General features: G+C 61.0%; 18 protein-coding genes. 10 read left to right on the plus strand and 8 right to left on the minus strand.

Annotation, left to right across the window (positions count from 1 at the left end; genetic code table 11):
- Positions 1 to 63: 63 nt before the first annotated feature.
- Positions 64 to 216, minus strand: a complete 153-nt coding sequence (locus tag BLU71_RS02470) for a DUF3309 family protein (protein ID WP_003183939.1) — start codon at positions 214 to 216, stop codon at positions 64 to 66.
- Between the two features lie 331 nt (positions 217 to 547).
- Between BLU71_RS02470 and BLU71_RS02475 the strand changes: the two genes are divergently transcribed.
- From BLU71_RS02475 to csrA, 3 genes are all read left to right on the plus strand, one after another.
- A complete protein-coding gene (locus BLU71_RS02475; protein ID WP_064361485.1) occupies positions 548 to 1,363 on the plus strand; it encodes an SDR family oxidoreductase in 816 nt (271 codons plus the stop codon).
- A gap of 64 nt (positions 1,364 to 1,427) precedes the next feature.
- Positions 1,428 to 1,760: a YnfA family protein gene (locus BLU71_RS02480; RefSeq protein WP_042607961.1), complete on the plus strand. Its 333-nt coding sequence runs from the start codon at positions 1,428 to 1,430 to the stop codon at positions 1,758 to 1,760.
- 133 nt (positions 1,761 to 1,893) lie between these two features.
- Positions 1,894 to 2,079 (plus strand): carbon storage regulator CsrA, encoded by a 186-nt coding sequence (csrA, locus tag BLU71_RS02485; protein WP_024013891.1) that lies wholly within the window; start codon positions 1,894 to 1,896, stop codon positions 2,077 to 2,079.
- A 5-nt stretch (positions 2,080 to 2,084) separates the two neighbouring features.
- Here the strand turns inward: csrA and BLU71_RS02490 are convergent, their stop codons facing one another.
- The 4 genes from BLU71_RS02490 to BLU71_RS02505 all read right to left on the minus strand — a co-directional run bounded on the left by BLU71_RS02490 (position 2,085) and on the right by BLU71_RS02505 (position 7,360).
- Positions 2,085 to 2,312: a YheU family protein gene (locus BLU71_RS02490; protein WP_003172962.1), complete on the minus strand. Its 228-nt coding sequence runs from the start codon at positions 2,310 to 2,312 to the stop codon at positions 2,085 to 2,087.
- A 168-nt stretch (positions 2,313 to 2,480) separates the two neighbouring features.
- The gene (locus tag BLU71_RS02495) at positions 2,481 to 3,677 is read right to left on the minus strand and encodes an osmoprotectant NAGGN system M42 family peptidase (protein ID WP_042607960.1); all 1,197 of its coding nucleotides are present in this window, start codon (positions 3,675 to 3,677) and stop codon (positions 2,481 to 2,483) included.
- 158 nt (positions 3,678 to 3,835) lie between these two features.
- Positions 3,836 to 5,584 carry an N-acetylglutaminylglutamine synthetase gene (gene ngg, locus BLU71_RS02500; RefSeq protein ID WP_064361486.1) on the minus strand — a complete coding sequence of 583 codons (1,749 nt, stop codon included), beginning with the start codon at positions 5,582 to 5,584 and terminating at the stop codon, positions 3,836 to 3,838.
- A gap of 3 nt (positions 5,585 to 5,587) precedes the next feature.
- Positions 5,588 to 7,360 (minus strand): N-acetylglutaminylglutamine amidotransferase, encoded by a 1,773-nt coding sequence (locus BLU71_RS02505; protein ID WP_083352232.1) that lies wholly within the window; start codon positions 7,358 to 7,360, stop codon positions 5,588 to 5,590.
- Positions 7,361 to 7,723: 363 nt separating this feature from the next.
- Between BLU71_RS02505 and BLU71_RS02510 the strand changes: the two genes are divergently transcribed.
- Positions 7,724 to 12,547, plus strand: a complete 4,824-nt coding sequence (locus BLU71_RS02510) for an NEL-type E3 ubiquitin ligase domain-containing protein (protein WP_083352233.1) — start codon at positions 7,724 to 7,726, stop codon at positions 12,545 to 12,547.
- Positions 12,548 to 12,550: 3 nt separating this feature from the next.
- Here the strand turns inward: BLU71_RS02510 and mnmC are convergent, their stop codons facing one another.
- A complete protein-coding gene (mnmC, locus tag BLU71_RS02515; protein WP_083352234.1) occupies positions 12,551 to 14,530 on the minus strand; it encodes a bifunctional tRNA (5-methylaminomethyl-2-thiouridine)(34)-methyltransferase MnmD/FAD-dependent 5-carboxymethylaminomethyl-2-thiouridine(34) oxidoreductase MnmC in 1,980 nt (659 codons plus the stop codon).
- A gap of 172 nt (positions 14,531 to 14,702) precedes the next feature.
- Between mnmC and pap the strand changes: the two genes are divergently transcribed.
- Entirely contained in the window at positions 14,703 to 16,217 is a 1,515-nt protein-coding gene (gene pap, locus BLU71_RS02520) for a polyphosphate:AMP phosphotransferase (RefSeq protein ID WP_064361490.1), read from the plus strand.
- 103 nt (positions 16,218 to 16,320) lie between these two features.
- Positions 16,321 to 17,505, plus strand: a complete 1,185-nt coding sequence (locus BLU71_RS02525; protein WP_083352235.1) for a thiolase family protein — start codon at positions 16,321 to 16,323, stop codon at positions 17,503 to 17,505.
- 101 nt (positions 17,506 to 17,606) lie between these two features.
- Here BLU71_RS02525 and BLU71_RS02530 read toward each other — a convergent pair whose 3' ends face one another.
- A complete protein-coding gene (locus tag BLU71_RS02530) occupies positions 17,607 to 17,807 on the minus strand; it encodes a DUF6316 family protein (RefSeq protein ID WP_083352236.1) in 201 nt (66 codons plus the stop codon).
- 210 nt (positions 17,808 to 18,017) lie between these two features.
- Between BLU71_RS02530 and BLU71_RS02535 the strand changes: the two genes are divergently transcribed.
- The gene (locus BLU71_RS02535) at positions 18,018 to 18,977 is read left to right on the plus strand and encodes a DMT family transporter (RefSeq protein WP_083352237.1); all 960 of its coding nucleotides are present in this window, start codon (positions 18,018 to 18,020) and stop codon (positions 18,975 to 18,977) included.
- Between the two features lie 104 nt (positions 18,978 to 19,081).
- Here BLU71_RS02535 and BLU71_RS02540 read toward each other — a convergent pair whose 3' ends face one another.
- Entirely contained in the window at positions 19,082 to 20,476 is a 1,395-nt protein-coding gene (locus tag BLU71_RS02540; protein ID WP_083352238.1) for a class II fumarate hydratase, read from the minus strand.
- 191 nt (positions 20,477 to 20,667) lie between these two features.
- Here BLU71_RS02540 and BLU71_RS02545 point away from each other — a divergent pair, with 191 nt between their 5' ends.
- The 3 genes from BLU71_RS02545 to BLU71_RS02555 all read left to right on the plus strand — a co-directional run bounded on the left by BLU71_RS02545 (position 20,668) and on the right by BLU71_RS02555 (position 22,715).
- On the plus strand, positions 20,668 to 21,189 hold the full coding sequence (locus BLU71_RS02545) for a DUF2059 domain-containing protein (RefSeq protein WP_083352239.1): 522 nt from the start codon (positions 20,668 to 20,670) through the stop codon (positions 21,187 to 21,189).
- A 12-nt stretch (positions 21,190 to 21,201) separates the two neighbouring features.
- Positions 21,202 to 21,501, plus strand: coding sequence for a BolA family protein (locus tag BLU71_RS02550; RefSeq protein WP_064361493.1), 300 nt, complete (start codon positions 21,202 to 21,204; stop codon positions 21,499 to 21,501).
- A gap of 272 nt (positions 21,502 to 21,773) precedes the next feature.
- Positions 21,774 to 22,715 (plus strand): rhodanese-related sulfurtransferase, encoded by a 942-nt coding sequence (locus BLU71_RS02555; RefSeq protein ID WP_083352240.1) that lies wholly within the window; start codon positions 21,774 to 21,776, stop codon positions 22,713 to 22,715.
- Positions 22,716 to 22,741 lie beyond the last annotated feature (26 nt).

Consider the following 22,741-nt stretch of genomic DNA (forward strand, 5'->3'; position numbering starts at 1 on the left):
GAAGTCCACGCAATAAAAAAGAGGCCCTTGAAAAAGGGCCTCTTTTTTTACAGCTTCAAATCGTCATATCTTGCCGAGTAACAACAGCACCAGCAGCACGACCAACACCACGCCGATAATGCCCGACGGGCCATAACCCCAACTTCTGGAGTGCGGGAAGACCGGCAGACCACCGATCAGCAACAGGATCAGGATGATGATTAGAATTGTGCCCATGGGTGATTTCCTTGTTCAGAGTCTGGAAGAGTCTTGACGCTCAGTGGGCAGCTGGATAGCAACTAAATTCCAGCCGGCTTACATGTTCCGACTTGCGCGAATGAAAAAAAATTCAATGTTTTTTTAATGTATTTGGATTGCTCTGTTATTTCCTTTCCAGCGAAAAGAACGCAGCCTCGTTGCAATCGTCAGCTCCTACAGGATTGGATGGCGAAGTTGGCGGGGGCAGCAATCTTTTGATCCTCCATTCAGCAACTGGATGGAGCGTGGGCGGACGCAGTTCCTTCGCTACACTCGGCACATCTCTCCCGGAACAACAAGGCTGTCCGCTATGCAAAATCGCATGATGATCACTGGTGCAGGCTCCGGCCTGGGTCGCGAAATCGCGCTGCGCTGGGCCCGTGAAGGCTGGCGGCTGGCCTTGTCCGATGTCAGTGAACCCGGCCTGCAGGAGACCCTCAAACTGGTGCGCGAGGCGGGCGGCGACGGTTTCATCCAGCGCTGCGATGTGCGTGATTACAGCCAGCTGACCGCGTTCGCCCAAGCCTGTGAAGAGAAGTTCGGCGGCATCGACATCATCGTCAACAATGCCGGGGTCGCCTCGGGTGGGTTTTTCAGCGAACTGTCCCTGGAAGACTGGGACTGGCAGATCGCGATCAACCTGATGGGCGTGGTCAAAGGCTGCAAGGCGTTCCTGCCGCTGCTGGAACAGAGCAAGGGCAAGATCATCAACATCGCCTCCATGGCCGCGCTGATGCAAGGTCCGGCGATGAGCAACTACAACGTCGCCAAGGCGGGTGTGGTGGCATTGTCGGAAAGCCTGCTGATCGAACTGGCGCAGCAGGAAGTGGCGGTGCACGTGGTCTGCCCATCGTTCTTCCAGACCAACTTGCTCGATTCCTTCCGCGGCCCGACCCCGGCAATGAAAGCGCAGGTCGGCAAGTTGCTGGAAAGTTCGCCGATCAGTGCAGCCGATATTGCGGAATACATCTATCAGCAAGTCGCCGCTGGCGAGTTCATGATTCTGCCCCACGAACAAGGGCGCATGGCCTGGGCGCTGAAACAGAAAAATCCGCAACTGCTCTACAACGAGATGACTTCGATGGCGGAGAAAATGCGCGCCAAGGCCCGACAAAACAACGCGTGATCTTGTTCGTTGCCCGCCGCGTGGTTAGGGTGGCCGCCATGGTCACCCTGTCGAGACGCATTCCATGCTTAATTACCTGTGGTTCTTCCTGGCGGCGCTGTTTGAAATCGCCGGGTGTTTTGCTTTCTATTTGTGGCTGCGCCAAGGCAAAAGTGCGTTGTGGGTGATTCCCGCGTTACTTAGCCTGACCCTGTTCGCGCTGTTGCTCACCCGTGTTGAAGCGGCCTACGCCGGGCGCGCCTATGCCGCGTATGGCGGGATCTACATCGTCGCTTCGATCGGCTGGCTCGCGGTCGTCGAACGGGTGCGCCCGCTGGGCTCGGACTGGATCGGCATGGCGCTGTGCGTGGTCGGTGCGAGTGTGATTCTGTTGGGGCCGCGCTTTTCCGCCGCCTGATACCTTTGTGCGAAGCGTCTGACGGCTGCGGGCGTGGGAGGCTGTAGGGCAAGACTGATTTGCTCGTCATGCATTGTGGAGCCGCTGTAAGCCGCGCATCTTCAGGGTTTGCCAGTCCTTAAGGATGAATCCCATGCTTGTACTCAGCCGTGTGGTCGGTGAGTTGATTTCAATCGGTGACGACATCACCCTGCGTGTTCTGTCGGTGAATGGCTCCAGCGTGCGCTTCGGCGTCGAGGCGCCGAAGAAAGTCCATGTGCACCGCGCCGAGGTCTATGACCGGATCAAGCGCAAGGAGGCTGCCGCGAAGGCTGGCTGACGGTTTCAGTCGAACAGATGCTTGGGTACGTCGTGCTTGAGCATCAACTGGCACTGTTCGCTTTCCGGGTCGAACACGATCAGCGCCTGGCCTTTGGTCAATGCCTGGCGCACGCGCAGTACGCGGGTTTCCAGCGGGGTGTCATCGCCGTTGTCGGTACCATCGCGGGTGACGAAATCCTCGATCAGGCGGGTGAGGGTGTCGACTTCAAGCGCGTCGTGGGGAATGAGCATGGGCACCTCGGTCAAATCAATGTCGGGATGCTACGGGGATTGGGTTTTGCCTGCCAGTTTTTGTAGTGCCTCGACCGGCGCCATCGCGAGCAGGCTCAGTCCCACATTTGATGCGATCCCTGTGGGAGCGAGCCTGCTCGCGAAGACGTTTATGTGATCACCGAAGATTCAACTGTCGGAACGCTGCCCAACCAGACTGTCCACCGGCGGTACGCGGGTCTCGCTTTCCATCTGCGTGTCATGTTCGATCTGGTGGCTGAAGCGGTCCAGGGAGGCATTGGCCGGCGCCGCATCGCTGGCGAAGACCGGCGGGCTCAGAATGTACGCGCCGAGCAAACGGCTGAGCGCCGCCAGGCTGTCGATGTGCGTGCGTTCGTAACCATGCGTGGCATCGCAGCCGAAAGCGAGCAGGGCGGTGCGGATGTCGTGGCCAGCGGTGACCGCCGAGTGCGCATCGCTGAAGTAATAGCGGAACATGTCGCGGCGCACCGGCAGTTCGTGTTCATCGGCCAGGCGCAACAGATGCCGGGACAAGTGATAGTCATATGGGCCACCGGAATCCTGCATCGCCACGCTCACCGCGTGTTCGCTGGAATGCTGGCCCGGCGCGACCGGAGCGATGTCGATGCCGACAAATTCGCTGACGTCCCACGGCAATGCCGCCGCCGCGCCGCTGCCGGTTTCCTCGGTGATGGTGAACAGCGGATGACAATCGATGTTCAGTTCCTGGCCGCTGTCGACAATCGCCTTCAGTGCGGCGAGCAGTGCGGCAACGCCTGCCTTGTCGTCGAGGTGGCGCGCGCTGATATGGCCGCTTTCGGTGAACTCCGGCAGCGGGTCGAACGCCACCACGTCACCGACATGAATGCCCAGGGATTCGCAATCGGCCTTGGTCGTGCAGTAGGCGTCCAGACGCAGTTCGACGTGATCCCAGCTGATCGGCATTTCATCGACCTGAGTATTGAACGCATGCCCGGAAGCCATCAGCGGCAGCACGCTGCCGCGAATCACGCCGGTGTCGGTAAAAAGGCTGACCCGGCTGCCCTCGGCAAAGCGGCTCGACCAGCAACCGACCGGGGCGAGGGTCAGGCGACCGTTGTCTTTCACCGCACGGACGGCGGCACCGATGGTGTCCAGGTGCGCAGACACCGCGCGGTCAGGACTGCTCTTTTTGCCCTTCAACGTCGCGCGAATGGTGCCGCGCCGGGTCATTTCGAACGGAATGCCCAGCTCTTCAAGACGTTCGGCGACGTAGCGCACGATCGTGTCGGTGAAGCCGGTGGGGCTGGGAATGGCGAGCATTTCCAGCAGGACTTTTTGCAGGTAAGCCAGATCCGGTTCAGGGATGTGTGGGGTCTTGGTCATGGAAACTCCTGATGGGTTGAGCACACCGATGGTTTCGATGAGAGAAATTTGTGATGACGTTCGGGCCTCTTCGCGAGCAGGCTCGCTCCCACGGGGAAACGCATTCCAAATGTGGGAGCGAGCCTGCTCGCGAAGGCGTCAGCCGGAACAATGAAGGTTCAAGAGGCAGCCGGCTGACTGTGCGGAAACAACAGATCGACAAAGCGCTCCGCCGTCGGCTGCGGTTCATGGTTGGCCAGGCCGGCACGTTCGTTGGCTTCGATGAAAACGTACTCGGGCTGATCCGCCGCCGGCACCATGAGATCGAGGCCGACCATCGGAATGTCCAGCGCTCGCGCCGCACGCACCGCCGCGTCGACCAGGGTCGGATGAAGAATCGCCGTCACGTCTTCCAGCGTCCCGCCGGTGTGCAGATTGGCCGTGCGCCGCACGAACAGATGCTCGCCGGCCGGCAGAATGCTGCTGTAGTCATAGCCGGCGGCGTGCAGCGTGCGTTGGGTTTCGTGGTCCAGGGGAATCTTGCTTTCGCCACTGGTGGCCGCTTGCCGACGGCGGCTTTGCGCTTCGATCAGCGCACCGATCGAATGCTGACCATCGCCAACCACTTCCGCCGGACGGCGAATCGCTGCCGCAACCACTTCGAAACCGATCACCACAATCCGTAGATCAAGGCCTTCATGGAAGCTTTCCAGCAGCACGCGACTGTCGAACTGCTTGGCGGTTTCGATGGCCTTCTGCACTTCTTCAATGGTGCGCAGATCCACAGCCACACCGTGGCCCTGTTCGCCGTCGAGAGGTTTGACCACTACACGCTGATGCTCATCGAGAAAGGCCAGATTATCGTCGGCATTGCCCGCCAGTTGCTGGGCCGGCAGTTTCAGGCCTGCGGCCTTCAGCACTTTATGGGTCAGGCTTTTGTCCTGGCACAGGGTCATGCTGATCGCGCTGGTCAGATCGCTCAGCGACTCGCGGCAGCGCACGCGGCGGCCGCCATGGCTGAGGGTAAACAGCCCGGCGTCGGCGTCATCCACTTGCACATCGATACCGCGCCGATGCGCTTCTTCGACAATGATCCGTGCGTAAGGATTGAAATTCGCCTCCGGCCCCGGACCGAGAAACAGCGGCTGGTTGATACCGTTCTTGCGCTTGATGGCGAAGGTCGGCAGGTTGCGGAAGCCCAGTTTGGCGTAAAGACTTTTCGCCTGACGGTTGTCATGCAGTACCGACAGGTCCAGGTAGGCCAGGCCGCGACTCATGAAGTGCTCGACCAGGTGCCGCACCAGCACTTCACCGACGCCCGGACGCGAGCAATGCGGATCGACCGCCAGGCACCACAGGCTGCTGCCGTGTTCCGGGTCGTTGAAGGCATTCTGATGATTGAGGCCCATGACACTGCCGATCACCGCGCCGCTGTCCTCGTCTTCCGCCAGCCAGTACACCGGGCCGCCCTGATGATGCGGGGTGAGCAGCTCCGGATCGATCGGCAACATGCCGCGCGCCTGATACAAACGGTTGATGCCCTGCCAGTCGGTTTCGCTCTGCGCACGACGAATGCGGAAGCCGCGAAACACCCGTGTCGCCTGACGATAATCGCTGAACCACAGGCGCAGGGTGTCGGATGGATCGAGAAACAGCTGAGTCGGCTCAAGGCCGAGAATCTGCTGCGGTGCGGCGACGTACAGGGCGATGTCGCGCTCGCCGGGCTGCTCGTTGAGCAGTTCCTGCGCCAGTGACGCCGGGTCGGGAAAGGTGTGACCGATCAGCAGCCTGCCCCAACCGCAATGCACGGCAATCGGGGCGGTGGCAGGTTCGCTGCCGTCTTCGGCCAGGCGCGCCTGCAAACGTTCATACGAAGGGGCCTGACCACGCAACAGACGTTGGTTGATGGACGTGGCATGGGGTTTCATCAATCAGATTCCTTGTTCACTGAGCCACAGGTTCAGGGCCGCCAGTTGCCACAATTTCGAACCGCGCAACGGGGTCAGCTGGCCTTGTGGATCAGTCAAAAGCTTGTCGAGCATGGTCGGGTTGAACAGGCCACGATCCTGGCTTGGATCGAGCAGCAGCTCGCGCACCCAATTGAGCGTGTCGCCCTGCAGATGCTTGAGGCCCGGCACCGGGAAATAGCCTTTCTTGCGGTCGATCACTTCGCTTGGAATGACCCGACGCGCGGCTTCCTTGAGCACTTGTTTACCGCCATCGGGGAGCTTGAATTTGCCGGGCACGCGGGCCGACAGTTCGACCAGTCGATAGTCGAGGAACGGCGTACGCGCTTCCAGGCCCCAGGCCATGGTCATGTTGTCGACGCGTTTGACCGGGTCATCGACCAGCATCACCGTGCTGTCCAGACGCAAGGCTTTGTCCACCGCGGCATCAGCGCCAGGCTGGGCAAAATGCTCTTTGACGAAGTCGCCTGCTGCGTCGTGATCGACCAGCCATTTCGGCTGCACGGTTGCGGCATAGTCGTCATAGCTGCGGTCGAAAAACGCATCTCGGTAAGCCGCGTAAGGATCGGCCGCGCCGTCGACTTGCGGATACCAGTGATAGCCGGCAAACAACTCGTCGGCACCCTGGCCGCTCTGCACCACTTTGCAGTGCTTGGCCACTTCCCGGGACAACAGGTAGAAGGCAATGCAATCGTGGCTGACCATCGGCTCGCTCATCGCGCGGAACGCGGCGGGCAGTTGCTCGATGATTTCTTTCTCGTCGATGCGCAATTGATGGTGGCGGGTGCCGTAGTGCTTGGCGATCAGGTCCGAGTACTGGAATTCGTCGCCGCGTTCGCCGCCGGCGTCCTGAAACCCGATGGAGAAGGTCGAGAGATTCTCTACACCGACTTCGCGCAACAGGCCGACGAGCATGCTCGAATCGACACCGCCCGAGAGCAACACACCGACATCAACCGCCGCACGCTGACGAATCGCCACCGCTTCGCGGGTGCTGTCGAGAACGCGATCAACCCAGTCTTCGAGGTTGAGGTTTTTCTCATCCTCATGCGGGCCGTAGGGCAGGGTCCACCAGGTCTTCTGTTCGGTGCGGCCATCGGCTTCAACGCGCATCCAGGTGGCGGGCGGCAGTTTTTCGATGCCGGCCAGCAATGTGCGCGGCGCAGGCACGACTGCGTGGAAATTCAGGTAGTGGTTGAGCGCCACCGGATCGAGGATCGGGTTGATATCGCCGCCCTTGAGCAGGGCTGGCAGTGCCGAGGCAAAGCGCAAGCGCTGGCCGGTGCGCGACAGGTACAACGGCTTCACGCCGAGACGGTCACGAGCGATGAACAGGCGCTGGGCATCGCGCTCCCAAATGGCAAAGGCGAACATGCCGTTGAGTTTCGGCAGCAGCGCCTCGCCCCAGGCGTGATAACCCTTGAGCAGCACTTCGGTGTCGCCACCGGAATAGAAGGCATAACCCAGCCCTTCGAGCTCTTCGCGCAATTCCGGGAAGTTGTAGATCGCGCCGTTGAAGGCCAGGGACAGGCCTAACGGGCTGTCGATCATCGGCTGCGCCGAGCCGTCCGACAGGTCCATGATTTTCAGGCGTCGATGGCCCAGGGCAATCGGCCCTTGGGCATGGAAGCCCCACGCGTCAGGGCCGCGAGGGGCCAGGTGATGGGTGATTCTCTCGATCGCTGCAAGGTCTGCAGGTTGTTGATCAAAACGTAACTCGCCAGCTAATCCGCACATAAAGTCCTTACCGGTTTTTCCGTTGGGGAAGGTCAAGCCGTACCACGCGGAAAGTGCGGGTACTCAGAAACTGACCTGTCTCGGTATGTGGAGTTTTAGATCGATAAGTTATAAGTCGGCCGCGCTGCCTCCTGTCGTCACGCTATCAGCGCGGATCGAGCGCCGGATTTGCCTGCGTGCCTTTACACTTTTTGTGCATAAGCCCCCGCTGGGCGTCGACGTTCCGCGCGGGTGGTGCAGGGCTATTTTTTCCATACAAAAACACGGTTGATCTGCGCGGATTCGGCCCAGGAATTTGAACTGTTATTGGCCGTCCGGCATCGCTAGGGTCGAGGGTTCAAATCGCAATAAAGGACTATTGCCATGCCCACCCAAGACAAGACAAATCCACCGATTCAGGCCTCGGTCCTGAGCACCCTGTACGACGCTACAGGCGACCTCGACACCGCTGAAGTCCTGGAAAAACGCTTGCCGGCGTATTTGCTCGAGGCGTCCACGGCCACGCTGGTCAAGCTGGACGAAATCAATCGTGAGCTGCACACCCTGCAACTCAAGGTCGATAAGCAATTGACCCGGCTCAAACCCTTGCACAGCTTCTGCATCAGCGAACTCGACGCGGCGCTGAGCGCGAAATGGCCAGCGGTCTATGACGCAGGCGAGGATGTGCTCAGTCTGCCGGGCGTCGATTGCGGCTGCGATGCGACGGCGACGGATCAGGCCGATATCGACCTGGTCAGACACGCAACCCAGACCCTGTTGCAAGCAGCCATGCAGAATTTCACCGAAGACGAGGAACTGGCCGACGGTTTCCCCGCCGGCAGTCTGGTGCGCATCAAAAGTGCGCCCGCTGGCGTGAAAGATCTGACGCCGGCAGCGTTCGCAGCGTTTTGCCGCAAGCTGGATCTGGGCAAGAAGTACCAGGAGCATCTGCAGCAAGTGTTCGGTCTGCGTGATGACAGCGGCAAAGTCGTCGCGACCAGTGCCATGACCCGCGATATCGCCGCATTGAAGCAATCGCTGCTGGAACTGGACGCCCATCTGGCCGCGCTCAAGGGCGATATCACCACGGCAGGTCTGCGCATGCTGCAGGATCTGATGGTGGCCGAGGGCGTGGCGTCGGCGCAAAACCTGCGCTACGGCAAAGACCCGATGATCATGCAGGGCATCAAAATCCTCGACAGTTGCGTGTGGGGCGTGGTCGTGTTTTCCAAACGCTCCGTGCAGCAACACCCTGAGGACGGATGCATGGTGTACATGCCCGGCGAGCCCGAGCGAGCGGTGTATGAATATCCGAGTTTCAACGCGTTCAAGCGCTACCTCGCGCAACAACTCAAGAGCACCGAATATCAGGGGTATTTCGCCGGCAGCCTCGATGAAGATGACAAGGCCGACTTCTTCAAGTCGCTTGCCGAAAAACCTGATCTGGGGTTGGTCGAACAGTGGCCGATCAACGTGCCGCTCTTCGATTTCATGGTGCAGAGCCATGTCGGCAAGCTGCAGATCGACGCGCGCAAACTGGCGGTGCCGACGGCTGATATCGATGAAGCGGCGCGGCAGAAACGTCTGTTGGATTTCGTTCAGCGCGGGGTGAGCGTGGCGTCGGTGGCCGGGCTGTTCGTGCCGGTCCTGGGGCAATTGATGATGGGCGTCGCGGTCGGGCAATTGCTCGGCGAAGTGTATGAAGGCGTCGAGGACTGGCGTCGCGGTGATCATCAACAAGCGCTGTCACATCTGCTCAGTGTGGTCGAGAACGTCGCATTGATGGGCGTCTTTGCCGGGGGGCAGAAAGCGCTGGGCACCCTGGGCACAAAACTCCTGCGCGCGCATCCGCAGTTCTTCGCGCAGTTCACCGCGATTCTCGGTCAGGCCGGCAAGCCACGCCTGTGGAAGGCTGATTTGAGCCCGTACGAGCATTCTCTGCCGGCCGGATTCACCATCGATGCAGGCTCCAAGGAGTTCTACCAGATTGGCAGCAAGACCATCGGCCGCCTCGAGCACCGCCTGTTGGCCGGCAACTTTGATACCGACACCCAGCGCTGGCGCCTGGAACACGCCGGCCGCGCACAAGCCTATGCCCCCGAACTGATCCGCCACGTCGAGGGCGGCTGGCGGCTCCCTGCCGAGGAGCCCGAAGAATGGGGCAGTTCCGCCTACACGCTCAAGCGCATCGATCCGCAGTTGAGCGAGTTTGCCGACAGTGATCTGGACATGCTGCGCCGGCTGAGCGACACCTCGCAGCAGGCGCTGCTCGACACGTTCAATGACAATCTGAAGTTGCCGGTACGCCTGCGCGATACCGTCGAGCGCGTGCGCATCGGGCGGCAGTTGCGGGAGCTGACGACGGAGCTGGCCAATGGCGAGTTTCACTCCGGGCAACCTGTCGAGGAACAGATGCATGCCTTGACGCAACTGCCGGGCTGGCCGACTGACCGCTACATCAAGGTCGCCGGTCATGAAGGCGACGTCGACACCACTTATCCTGCCAACAGCACGCTCGACGAAACCCTGGAAGTGCCGGTCACTCGAGGCCAGTTGGCACTCGGACGCTTGCTGCAAACCGTGATCGGTGGCCTTTACCCGCATGAAGTCGAGGCCATGCTCGGCGGCCAAGTCGCGAAAACCACCCAGGCTTCTGCGCTGGCGAAAAAACTGGCTGCTGCGCTCAAGGCGGATTACCGCGCGGCGTTCGAGCGGATGTACAAGCGCTACGACCACAGTGACGCGCAGGATCTGGACAAATTGCGCAAGGTCTTCGCCGACATTCCGGCGCGCCTTGGCCAAAGGCTGATTGACCGCGCTCCGAGTGTCGAGCGCCTGCACCTGCGTTCGACCGGGCGCGTGCCATTGCGCCTGGGGCAGCGGGTTCGGGCCGGTGTGGCCGAGGTGCGGCTTGACCGGGCGCTGAGCGGATTGCACTGGTCGCGACTGGCCAATGCCGACACAGACAAGCTGGCCGTGAAATTGCTGCCGCGCCTCAGCGGATGGGACGCTCAACTGCGTCTGCAGGTACGCGACAAGGCCTTGACCGGACCGTTGCTCGAAGAGGTCGGCGATGCGTCGGCGACCTCCGACAATACCGGCTATCTGGTGAAGTCCACTGAGGGCTATGAAGCCTTTGGCGGCGACAGGAAATCCCTGGGCAAGGTGAAATCCGGCCCCGGCGCGTTATTCATGGCCATCCTCAAGGCGCTGCCGTCACGTCAGCGGGCAGCGCTCGGATTTGCCGACGCCGGACAGGTCAGTACGCAACAGTTACGCAAAAAGCTGCTCAATGTTGCCCTCGACGAACGCGAGGTCACTGCGCGGACATTGCTCGGCCACAGCATTGAACCATCGGCTGTCGAGCCGGCCTGTGTGCAAGGCGATCAGGTCCCCGCGACAGCTCATTCACGCAAGCTGCTGCGCAAAGTGCGCAAACTGTTTCCACGCCTGGACGACACCCAGGCCGGCCAATTGCTCGATGAACTGGGCGACGATTCGCTGAGCCGCGCAACCCGGGTCAAAGCCTTGCGCGAGGACGTGAAAACCCTGCGCGATGCGCTGTTTACCTGGAGTGAGGATGGCGTTGCCCTGGCGGCCATGGGCGGTGATCGGGCAGAGGCGCGACACAGCCGCAAAATGGCCGCTGAACTGATCGAGGAGGGCTTTCGTCGATTCAATTGGATCAATGATGAGCAGGGCGACCGGGTCTGCGCCCTCAATCTGGACGGCATGCGGGTCGGTAAACTGCCGACCCTGCCAACGGGTTTGAGCTTTGCCCATATCCAGCACTTATCGATGAGAAACATGGAGCAGGATGACGATATCGTGTACTTCCTCAAATCCTTCAAACAGCTCGAGTCGCTGGAACTGGACAACAATAAAATCACCCGCCTCCCTGAAGTGCTCTCGTATATGCCCAGACTCAAACGGTTGAGTCTGCCGGGCAATAAGCTGAAGTTGACCGAGCAGACACTGGCGAAACTGAATCGGCTGCGGACGGTGCGGTATCTGAATCTGGACAGCAATCCGTTGGGCGCTACCCCTGATGTCAGTCAGATGACCGACCTGCGTCGATTGACGCTGCGCGAGACAGGCATCACGGAATTGCCCGAAGGCCTCAACAATGCTGCGCACATTGAATGGATGGATCTGAGCAAAAACCAGATCAGGGAACTGCCCGACTGGCTGTTTGAAAAAAATCGACGATTCACCGGCGTGCTCGACCTGGGGCTGAATCCCTTCAACGAAACAAGCAAAACGCATCTGGATGACTATCGCGAAAATTTCGGTATCGGAATGGGCTATTCCGCCGATGACATTCCCCGCCTCAACGAGCAGACCGCGCGATCGTTATGGTTGACCACAACGTCCGCTGCAGACTCGGCCGAGCAGGCGCGAATCTGGGCGGCATTTCGTGACGATACCCGCGCCGAAGGTCTGTTTCATTTACTTGCGCAACTGGGCGACACGGCCGACGCCACCAAGGGCAGCGCAGACATGCAGCGACGGGTCTGGAGAGTGTTGAAGGCGGCGGAGGCTGACGGTGCTCTGTGCGATCAGTTGCTCGATCTGGCCGCCAACCCGATCAACTGCATTGACAGCGCGGCGCTCAATTTCAGTCACCTGGAAGTCGCCGTTGAAGTTGATCAGGTCACCAAGGGGGCAGGCGGCAGAGTCACGGCCAAACCGCTGCTCAATCTGGGGCGCGGCCTGTTCCGGCTGGATCGGTTGAACGCGATTGCCCGCGAACATGCCGTCAAGGCTGTGAAGTCGGATCCGTTGGAGGTCAATCTGGCGTATCGCGTCGGGCTGGCCAAAGCGCTGGAGCTGCCCGGCCAGCCGCAAAGCATGCTGTTCAATGCGCAGAGCGGCGTCACTGCAACGGATCTGGAAACCGCAAAAAACCGCATCACGACCGCCGAACTCTCGCCTCAGTGGCTGAAATTCATCCAGGCGCAAACATTCTGGCGCGACTACCTGAAGCGTACGTTTACACGCAAATTTTCGCTGATCGATGAATCGTTCGCCCCGCGAATGAGCGCGCTGGATGAGCAGGCGGACACACTGCTCAGCGCCGACTATGTGAGTCAGGCGGATGCCCTCAAACTTGAGAAGGAACAGGCGCAAGAGGCCGTGATCAAGCGTCTGACCGAAGAATCGATCCGCTTGATGGACCTCGGCCTTTGCGCAATGCCCGATACGTGAGGTTCACTTGCCGCGAATCAACTGCCGTAATGCGAAACGGTTGGGATGGCAGGCTTCGGCCACGCTGCGTGGCAACGGCAGCGGCTCGTTGTCCAGCCACGCGGCGAGCAGTTCGCCGGACAGCGGCGCGGTGATCAGTCCGCGAGAACCATGGCCGCTGTTGACGTAGAGTCCGTCGAGCCATGGGCAGGGATTGTCTGGCACTTGCCGGGCATCCTTGCTCAGGGCCGCGTAGGTCTGGACAAAGGCGGCGCGATCGGCGAGCGGGCCGACGATCGGCAAGTAGTCCGGGCTGGTGCAGCGGAAGGCGGCGCGGCCCTCAAGGTGCTCAAGCGGCTGCTCGCTGATGTTCAGGCGTGCCAGCAGATCGCTGGAGATCTCTTCGAGCATTGCCAGATTGCCTTGATGCTCGGCAGTCGTGGGCGTCAGATCGTCGCTGTTGAAGTCGAAACTGGCGCCCAGGGTGTGCTCGCCCAGACGCGCCGGGGCGACGTAGCCTTCGGCGCACACCACCGTCGCCAAGGCATGACTTTCTGCGGTTTCAGCCAGACGCGTGATCTGTCCGCGAATGCGCTTGAGCGGCAATTCGGCGCTCTGGGCGAAGCGTTGGATGTCTGCGGCTCCGGCCAGTACCACAACCGCTGCACTGGCGAGCAGGCGTTCGCCGTCGAAGGCTTGCCACTGGTCAGCGACCTTGCGCAGCTCCAGGGCATGGTGATGGCTGAGCAGTTCGATGTTGACGTGCATCGCCTGGGCCTGACACAGCGCCGGCGGATGCACCCAACCGCCCTCGGGATAGAACAAACCGCCATGGGCCACGCCGACACCGGCACGCGCCTGTGCTTCAGGCTGTTCCAGCCATTGCAGAAGATCTTCGGGAAACGCCGTCGCCAGTTGCCCATGACGTTCGGCTTCCTTGGCATTGAACGCCAATTGCAGCACGCCGCAGTCATCCCAGTCAGTACCGCGCTGCAGCGTTTCGAGCAGTCGCCGGGTGTAACCGAAGCCGCTGACAATCAACTGCGACAACGCGGTGCCATGGGCGGACAGCTTCAGATAGAGCACGCCTTGCGGATTGCCCGAGGCTTCTTGCGCCACCTCAGCATGACGCTCCAGCAGACTCACGTGCCAGCCACGTGCCGCCAGGCTCGACGCCGTTGCGCAGCCGGCGAGACCGGCGCCGATCACCAACGCCCGGCGTTCGCCGCGCAACGGAGCAGGGCGGGCAAACCAGGGTTTTGCCGGCACTGGCGCCGCCACCTCGGCGGGCCAGCCGAGAAACTCGCCACGCAGGATTTCCCATTTGTGGCCAATGCCCGGCGTGCGTTTCATCTTGAACCCGGCAGCATTGAGCAAGCGTCGCACCCAACCGGTGCTGGTGAAGGTGCTGATGGTCGAGCCCGGCGCGGCCAGACGCGCCAGTTCGACGAACAGTTCAGCCGTCCACATATCGGGGTTTTTCGCCGGAGCGAAACCGTCGAGAAACCACGCGTCGATCTGCGCATCGAGTTGCGGCAGTTGCTCCAGTGCATCGCCAATCAGCAAGGTCAGCGTCACCCGACCTCCGGCCAGCGTGATGCGCTGAAAGCCTGGATGAATCGCTACGTAGTGCTTGAGTAACTGATCGGCCAACGGCTTGAGCTCCGGCCACAATGCCAAGGCTCGGTGCATGTCCGCAGGCGCCAGCGGGTACTTCTCGACGCTGACAAAATGCAGGCGCGCGCCCGCCACTGAGTGTTGCTCGAACAGCTGCCAGGCACAGAGAAAATTCAACCCGGTGCCGAAGCCGGTTTCGCCAATGACCAGGCGCCCATTGGCCGGCAGCGCAGCGAAACGCTCGGCCAGACGGTTCTGTTCGAGGAACACGTAACGGGTTTCCTCCAGCCCCGACTGGTCGGAAAAATACACGTCATCGAACACCCGCGAACGTGGGCGTCCGTGGTCATCCCAGTCGAGTTGGGCGTGGGGTATTTCGGCTTTCATGGCAGGCTCGGCAAACACAAGGCGGCCATTCTAGCCGATCGCGCGAGGGCTGCCTGATCCAGCGCAAGGTCCAGCATCGACCGCTCGGGGACAATCGTTGAACACAGGGAATTTCTGCGCCGCGCCCGTGCCCAATCCGCTAGTCTTGCTGAACCCTGGAAGGAGCCGTCCCATGTTTGAATCCGCTGAAATCGGTCACGCCATCGACAAAGACACTTATGAGGCGGCGGTCCCTGCGCTGCGTGAAGCCTTGCTGGAAGCGCAGTTCGAGTTGCAGCAGCAGAAGCGCTTCCCGGTGATCATCCTGATCAACGGCATCGAAGGGGCGGGCAAGGGCGAGACGGTCAAACTACTCAATGAATGGATGGATCCGCGCCTGATCGAAGTGCGCACTTTCGACCAGCAAACCGATGAAGAACTCGCGCGGCCACCGGCCTGGCGCTACTGGCGGATGCTGCCGGCCAAGGGGCGGATGGGGGTGTTCTTCGGCAACTGGTACAGCCAGATGCTGCAGGGCAGGGTTCATGGGTTGTTCAAGGATCCCCGTCTGGATCAGGCCATTGCCGGCGCCGAGCGTCTGGAAAAGATGCTCTGCGATGAAGGTGCGCTGATCTTCAAGTTCTGGTTTCACCTGTCCAAAAAGCAGATGAAAGCGCGGCTCAAATCACTGGCCGACGACCCGCTGCACAGCTGGCGCATCAGTCCGCTGGACTGGCAGCAATCGCAGACCTACGACAAGTTCGTCAAATACGGCGAGCGCGTGTTGCGCCGCACCAGTCGCGATTACGCGCCGTGGCACATCATTGAAGGCGCCGACGCCAACTACCGCAGCCTGGCGGTGGGCAAGATCCTCCTTGAAGGACTGCAAAGTGCGCTCAAACGCGCCGAGGTCAATCCGCGTGAGGTGAGCGCCGCGCCGCTGGGGGCGCCGGTCGATCAGTTGAACCTGCTCGACAGCCTCGACCTGACACAGCGTCTGGACAAGAAAGCCTACGAAGAACAACTGATCAGCGAGCAAGCGCGCCTGTCCGGGCTGATGCGCGATAAACGCATGCGTCGCCATGCGCTGATTGCGGTGTTCGAAGGCAACGATGCGGCCGGCAAGGGCGGCGCGATCCGGCGGGTGGCGGCGGCGCTCGACCCGCGTCAGTACAGCATCGTGCCGATTGCCGCGCCGACCGAAGAAGAGCGCGCGCAACCGTACCTGTGGCGGTTCTGGCGACACATTCCGGCACGGGGCAAATTCACCGTGTTCGACCGCTCGTGGTATGGGCGGGTGCTGGTCGAGCGCGTCGAAGGCTTCTGCACCCAGGCCGACTGGTTGCGCGCCTATGGCGAGATCAATGATTTCGAGGAGCAGCTGACCGACGCCGGGGTCATCGTCGTCAAGTTCTGGCTGGCCATCGACAAGGACACCCAGATGGAACGCTTTCAGGAGCGCGAAGAGATTTCCTTCAAGCGTTTCAAGATCACTGAAGACGACTGGCGCAATCGGGAAAAATGGGACGCCTATCGTGCGGCGGTCGGTGACATGGTCGATCGCACCAGCACCGAGATCGCGCCGTGGACCCTGGTCGAGGCCAACGACAAGCGCTGGGCACGGGTGAAAGTCCTGCGCACCATCAACCGTGCGCTGGAAGATGCGTTCGAGAAATCCGACAAGAAGGCCCGGAAGCACAAGGACTGAGACGATGGCCGCGCATACGCCGGGTGAATGATCCTCGCGGTCGGCAAGAAGGTGGACTTATGCTCAGGTCCACTTTCAACCGACAACAACAATGAGGTATGCCATGCGTGAAGTGGTGATCGTCGACAGCGTGCGGACCGGCCTGGCCAAATCCTTTCGCGGCAAGTTCAACCAGACCCGCCCCGATGACATGGCGGCCCACTGCGTCAATGCGCTGCTGACACGCAACGATATCGACCCGGCCAGCGTCGAGGATTGCATCGTTGGCGCCGGCTCCAACGAAGGCGCGCAGGGCTACAACATCGGCCGCAACGTCGCGGTGCTCTCACGATTGGGCACCGGTACTGCCGGCATGACCCTCAACCGCTTCTGCTCGTCGGGCCTGCAGGCGATTGCGATTGCCGCCAACCAGATCGCCTCCGGTTGCAGCGAGATCATCGTTGCCGGCGGCGTCGAGTCGATCAGCCTGACCCTGAAAAGCGTCAACACCGATCACCTGATCAACCCTCTGCTCAAGCAGCAGACCCCCGGCATCTACTACACCATGGGCCAGACCGCAGAAGTGGTGGCGCGCCGTTACGGTGTCAGCCGCGAAGCGCAGGATCGTTATGCGCTGCAAAGCCAGATGCGTACGGCGCAAGCGCAAGCAGCCGGCCTGTTCGATGACGAAATCGTGCCGATGGCGGTGAAATACCGCGTCGAGGACAAGACCAGCGGTGAGGTGCAGATTGTCGACGGCGTCGTCGAGCGCGACGACTGCAACCGTCCGGACACGACCTACGAAAGCCTTGCCGGTTTGAAGCCGGTATTCGCCGACGACGGTTCGGTGACGGCGGGCAATTCATCACAGCTGTCCGACGGTGCGTCGATGACGCTGGTGATGAGTCTGGACAAAGCCTTGGAGCTGGGGCTCAAACCCAAAGCGTTTTTCCGCGGTTTCACTGTGGCCGGTTGCGAGCCGGACGAAATGGGCATTGGCCCGGTGTTCTCGGTGCCGAAACTGCTCAAGGCCAAGGGCCTGCAAGTGGCGGATATCGATCTGTGGGAATTGAACGAGGCGTTCGCTTCGCAGTGCCTGTACAGCCGCGATCGGCTGGAGATCGACAACGAGAAGTACAACGTCAATGGCGGCTCGATTTCCATCGGCCACCCGTTCGGCATGACCGGCTCGCGCCAGGTCGGGCATCTGGTTCGCGAGTTGCAGCGGCGCAATCTGCGTTACGGCATCGTCACCATGTGTGTGGGTGGCGGGATGGGGGCGACGGGGTTGTTTGAGGCGGTGCGCTAAGCCCTGACTGATGCGTTGATTGATCAACCGCTATCGCGAGCAGGCTCACTCCTACAGGGGAACGCGTTCCAAATGTAGGAGTGAGCCTGCTCGCGATGGCATCAACCGGTTGTCCGATTGGAATCCTGCCGCTGCATCCGCGCGATATAAGCCTGAATCTCCCGCTCAATCACCTGACTGTCAAACGGCCCTTCAAGGGTATTTTCCCGGGTGCTGAAATACAGCTCGCCATTGACCCGACACACACGGTCGCTGCGAAAACGGGTGGCGGGGGCGCTGTCTTCGGCGCGCATGGCGTACATGTCAGTCTCCCTGATCAATGTGTGGAAAAGTCTGCAATCAGCTTATGCCTGAAGCACTTGGCGCGCCTGTCCGGCCGATCAACGGCGGCGTGGCGGTTTACTGCTGCGACCTGCACAGTTTCATTCGCGGCCTGCCGGCAACTGTCCCTGTGTTGCACGGGACAGGGCGCCTAGAATGACCGCTCTTGTCAGCAGGCTTTTGGGGTTCGCATGCACATTTCATCGGGGCGCTGGGTATACGGACTGTTCCTGGCGCTGCTGACCGCGTTTCTGTGGGGCATCCTGCCGATCAAGCTCAAACAGGTGCTGCTGGTGATGGACCCGGTCACGGTGACCTGGTTTCGCCTGTTGGTGTCCGGCGGCTGCCTGTTCATCTATCTGGCCTCGGTCAAACGCCTGCCGAGTCGCAAGGTGCTCGGCCCCAAGGGCGGCTGGCTGGTGCTGATGGCCGTGCTGGGGCTGGTCGGCAATTACGTGCTGTACCTGATGGGCCTCAACCTGCTCAGCCCCGGCACCGCGCAACTGGTGGTGCAAATGGGCCCGATCATGTTGCTGATTGCCAGCCTGTTCGTGTTCAGGGAACGCTTCAGCATCGGCCAGGGCATCGGCTTGCTGGTGCTGCTGATAGGCTTTGGTCTGTTCTTCAATCAGCGCCTGGCCGAACTGCTGACCTCGCTGTCCGATTACACCGCTGGCGTGCTGTTGGTGTTGCTGGCGTCGACCGTCTGGACCTTTTACGCGCTGGGCCAGAAGCAATTGCTGACGGTGTGGAATTCGTTGCAGGTGATGATGGTGATCTACCTGTTCTGCGCGCTGTTGCTGACGCCGTGGGTGCATCCGCTGGAAGCGCTGGCGCTGAGCCCGCTGCAGGGCTGGCTGTTGCTGGCGTGTTGCATGAATACCTTGATCGCTTACGGCGCATTCGCCGAAGCGCTGGCGCATTGGGAAGCGTCGCGGGTCAGTGCGACGCTGGCGATCACGCCGTTGGTGACGTTTGTTGCGGTGGCCATTGCGGCGCGGATCTGGCCCGAGTATGTGCATGCCGAGCAGATCAATGCCCTGGGCTATGGCGGGGCGGTGCTGGTGGTGCTGGGTTCGGCGCTGGTGGCGCTGGGGCCATCGTTGATTGCCGGGCTCAGGGCGCGGCGGCTGAAGATGGCAGCCAGTTAAACCGCGTCATCTTCATCGCGAGCAGGCTCACTCCTACAGTTGAAATGCATACCCCCTGTAGGAGTGAGCCTGCTCGCGATGACTTACTAACAGACGCTACAGATCTAGCCCTTGGCGCCCGCTTCGATCATGTTCTCCGGCCGCACCCACGCATCGAACTCTTCATCGCTCAGATAACCCAATTGCAACGCCGCCTCACGCAAAGTCAGGCCTTCGCTGTAGGCCTTCTTGGCGATCTCCGCCGATTTGTCATAACCGATGTGCGGGTTCAGTGCAGTCACCAGCATCAGCCCACGCTCCAGATGTTTGGCCATGGCCTCGGCATCCGGCTCGAGTCCGGCGATGCAGTGCTGCTGGAAGTTGCTGCAGCCATCGCCGAGCAAGCGGATCGATTGCAGCAGGTTGTGGATGATCACTGGTTTGAACACGTTCAACTGCAAGTGCCCCTGGCTCGCAGCAATACCGATCGCCACGTCGTTGCCGAGCACCTGACAGGCGAGCATCGACAGCGCTTCGCACTGGGTCGGGTTGACCTTGCCGGGCATGATCGAGCTGCCCGGTTCGTTGGCCGGCAGCTTCACTTCCGCGAACCCCGCGCGCGGACCCGAGCCCAGCAGACGCAGGTCGTTGGCAATTTTCATCAGCGCCACAGCGAGGGTTTTCAGCGCACCGGACAGGGTGACCAGCGGCTCATGGCCGGCCAGCGCGGCAAATTTGTTCGGCGCGGTGACGAACGGCAAGCCGGACAGCGCAGCGAGCTCGGCGGCAATCGCCTCACCGAAGCCGTGGGGCGAATTCAGCCCGGTGCCGACCGCAGTGCCGCCCTGCGCCAGCTCGCAGACAGCCGGCAGCGCGGCACGAATCGCGCGCTCGGCGTAATCCAGTTGCGCGATGAACCCGGACAGCTCCTGACCGAAGGTGATCGGCGTCGCGTCCATCATGTGCGTGCGCCCGGTCTTCACCAGTTTCATATGGCGCGCCGCCAGTTCAGCGAGGCCGCCGGACAACTCGGCAATCGCCGGCAGCAGCTGTTCCTGCACCGCTTTGGCGGTGGCGATGCTCATGGCGGTAGGGAAGCAGTCGTTGGAGCTTTGCGAGCGGTTGACGTGATCGTTCGGGTGCACCGGCGACTTGCCGCCGCGCGGGTTGCCGGCCAGTTCATTGGCGCGGCCGGCGATCACCTCGTTGACGTTCATGTTGCTCTGGGTGCCGCTGCCGGTCTGCCAGACCACCAGCGGAAACTGCTCGTCGTGCTCACCGGCGAGGACTTCATCGGCGGCCTGTTCGATCAGGCGGGCGATGTCGGCGGGCAGATCGCCGTTGCGGTCGTTGACCCGCGCGGCGGCTTTCTTGATTAGCGCCAGGGCATGCAGCACCGGTAGCGGCATGCGTTCCTGACCAATGGCGAAGTTGATCAGCGAGCGTTGCGTCTGAGCACCCCAGTAAGCGTCGTCCGGGACTTCGATCTGGCCCAGGCTGTCGGTTTCGATACGGCTCATCGTGCACACTCCTGTTGGTCTGTTGGCGCAATTTAGGCCGGCATCGGCCCGGGTGGTTCCATCGGCTCGATTGTTGACCGCAAAGCCCCGCCAATCAAGCGCGGCAAGGGGCGGGGGTTGAGCCACAGCGATCGTTAGGCGCAGAATGGTCGCCCTTGGGGTTCGACCTCGCTTTGCTTAAAGGAAACTCGATGACTCGTCTTCGCGCCATCTGTACCGCGGTTGCACTGGTTTGCGCCAGCGGCCAGGTGCTTGCCGATACCGCCAGCCACAACGCCAGTGCCGAAGCTTTCCTGACGCTGGCTCACGCTGACAAGCTGGGCACCCCGGTGTACATGCAAGTGCAGCAAATGTTCGCCCAGCGCTTTGAACAGACCAAAGCGCCGGAGTCGAAGAAAGCCGTTCTCGAAACCTACCAGGCCAAGGCCAACGCCGCGCTGGACCAGGCCATCGGCTGGAACAAGCTCAAGCCGGACATGGTCAAGCTCTACACCAGCAACTTCAGCGAATCCGAGCTGAAGGATCTGGTGGCTTTCTACCAGTCGCCACTGGGCAAGAAAGTCCTCGAAAAAATGCCGCAGCTGACCCAGCAGTCGGCGCAGATGACCCAGGGCAAACTGGAAAGCGCGGTGCCTGTGGTCAACAAGCTGCTCGACGACATGACCAAAGAGCTGGACCCGACAGGTGCTGCTGCGCCGGCCAAGAAGAAGTAAGCGGAGTTCGTGATGACCATGCAACAACGCATCGAATCGACGCTGGCTTTGTTACAGCCTGAGCACCTGCAAGTGCTGGACGAAAGCCACATGCACAGTCGCGGGTTACAGACCCACTACAAGGCTGTGGTGGTCAGCACGCAGTTCGAAGGCCTGAACCGGGTCAAGCGTCACCAGAAAGTCTACGGCACGCTCGGCGAGCTGATGGGCGAGTTCCATGCGTTGGCGCTGCACACCTATACCCCGCAGGAATGGGCAGAGCTCGATGGCGCCCCGGCGTCGCCGACCTGTGCTGGCGGTAGCAAACACTGAGGATAGTGAGGGCTGTTGTGGCGAGGGAGCTTGCTCCCGCTGGAGTGCGCAGCGCTCCCGAGGCTGCAAAGGTGCACGGGCTGAAGGAATGCGCTTGCTGGTTTTATGACTGCTGCGCAGCCAAGCGGGAGCAAGCTCCCTCGCCACAGAGATATCAGTGCACCGTCAATTGACCGTGTTTTTTGCTAGAATCCGCAACGCGCCGCTTAGCCGGCGCGTTTTTTTTGAATCCGGTTCACCCTTTGCGAGGGTAGCCACCTGGAGAAATACCCATGACACAACCGATTGTCGTGGCGGCACTGTATAAGTTCGTCACCCTCGAAGATTACGTTGACCTGCGCGAGCCCCTGCTGCAAGCGATGGTCTACAACGGCATCAAAGGCACCCTGTTGATCGCCGAAGAAGGCATCAACGGCACGGTTTCCGGCAGCCGTGAGGGTATCGATGGTCTGCTCGCCTGGCTGAAGAACGATCCGCGCATGGTCGATATCGACCACAAGGAATCCTACTGCGACGAGCAGCCGTTCTACCGCACCAAGGTCAAGCTGAAGAAAGAGATCGTCACCCTCGGCGTCGAAGGCGTTGACCCGAACAAGAAGGTCGGCACCTACGTCGAGCCGCAGGACTGGAATGCGCTGATCAGCGACCCGGAAGTGCTGCTGATCGACACGCGCAACGATTACGAAGTGTCGATCGGCACCTTCGAAGGCGCCATCGATCCGAAAACCACCAGTTTTCGCGAGTTTCCCGACTACATCAAAGAACACTTCGACCCGGCCGTGCACAAGAAGGTCGCGATGTTCTGCACCGGCGGCATTCGCTGCGAAAAAGCCTCGAGCTACATGCTCGGCGAAGGTTTCGAAGAGGTCTACCACCTCAAGGGCGGCATTCTGAAATACCTCGAAGAGGTGCCGCAGGAAGAAACCAAGTGGCGCGGCGACTGTTTCGTCTTCGACAACCGCGTGACCGTGCGTCACGACCTGACGGAAGGCGACTACGATCAATGTCATGCCTGCCGCACACCGGTCAGCGTTGAGGATCGCGCCTCCGAGCACTACGTCGCCGGCATCAGTTGCCCGCATTGCTGGGACAAGCTCAGCGAGAAGACCCGGCGCAGCGCCATCGATCGGCAAAAGCAGATCGAACTGGCCAAGGCGCGCAACCAGCCGCACCCGATCGGCTACAACTATAAGCAAGCATCCACCGAGGCTTAACCATGTCAGCGCGCTTGCTCTATGTG

Origin of the sequence: Pseudomonas moraviensis, assembly GCF_900105805.1 — a bacterium.
GTDB lineage: Bacteria > Pseudomonadota > Gammaproteobacteria > Pseudomonadales > Pseudomonadaceae > Aquipseudomonas > Aquipseudomonas moraviensis_A.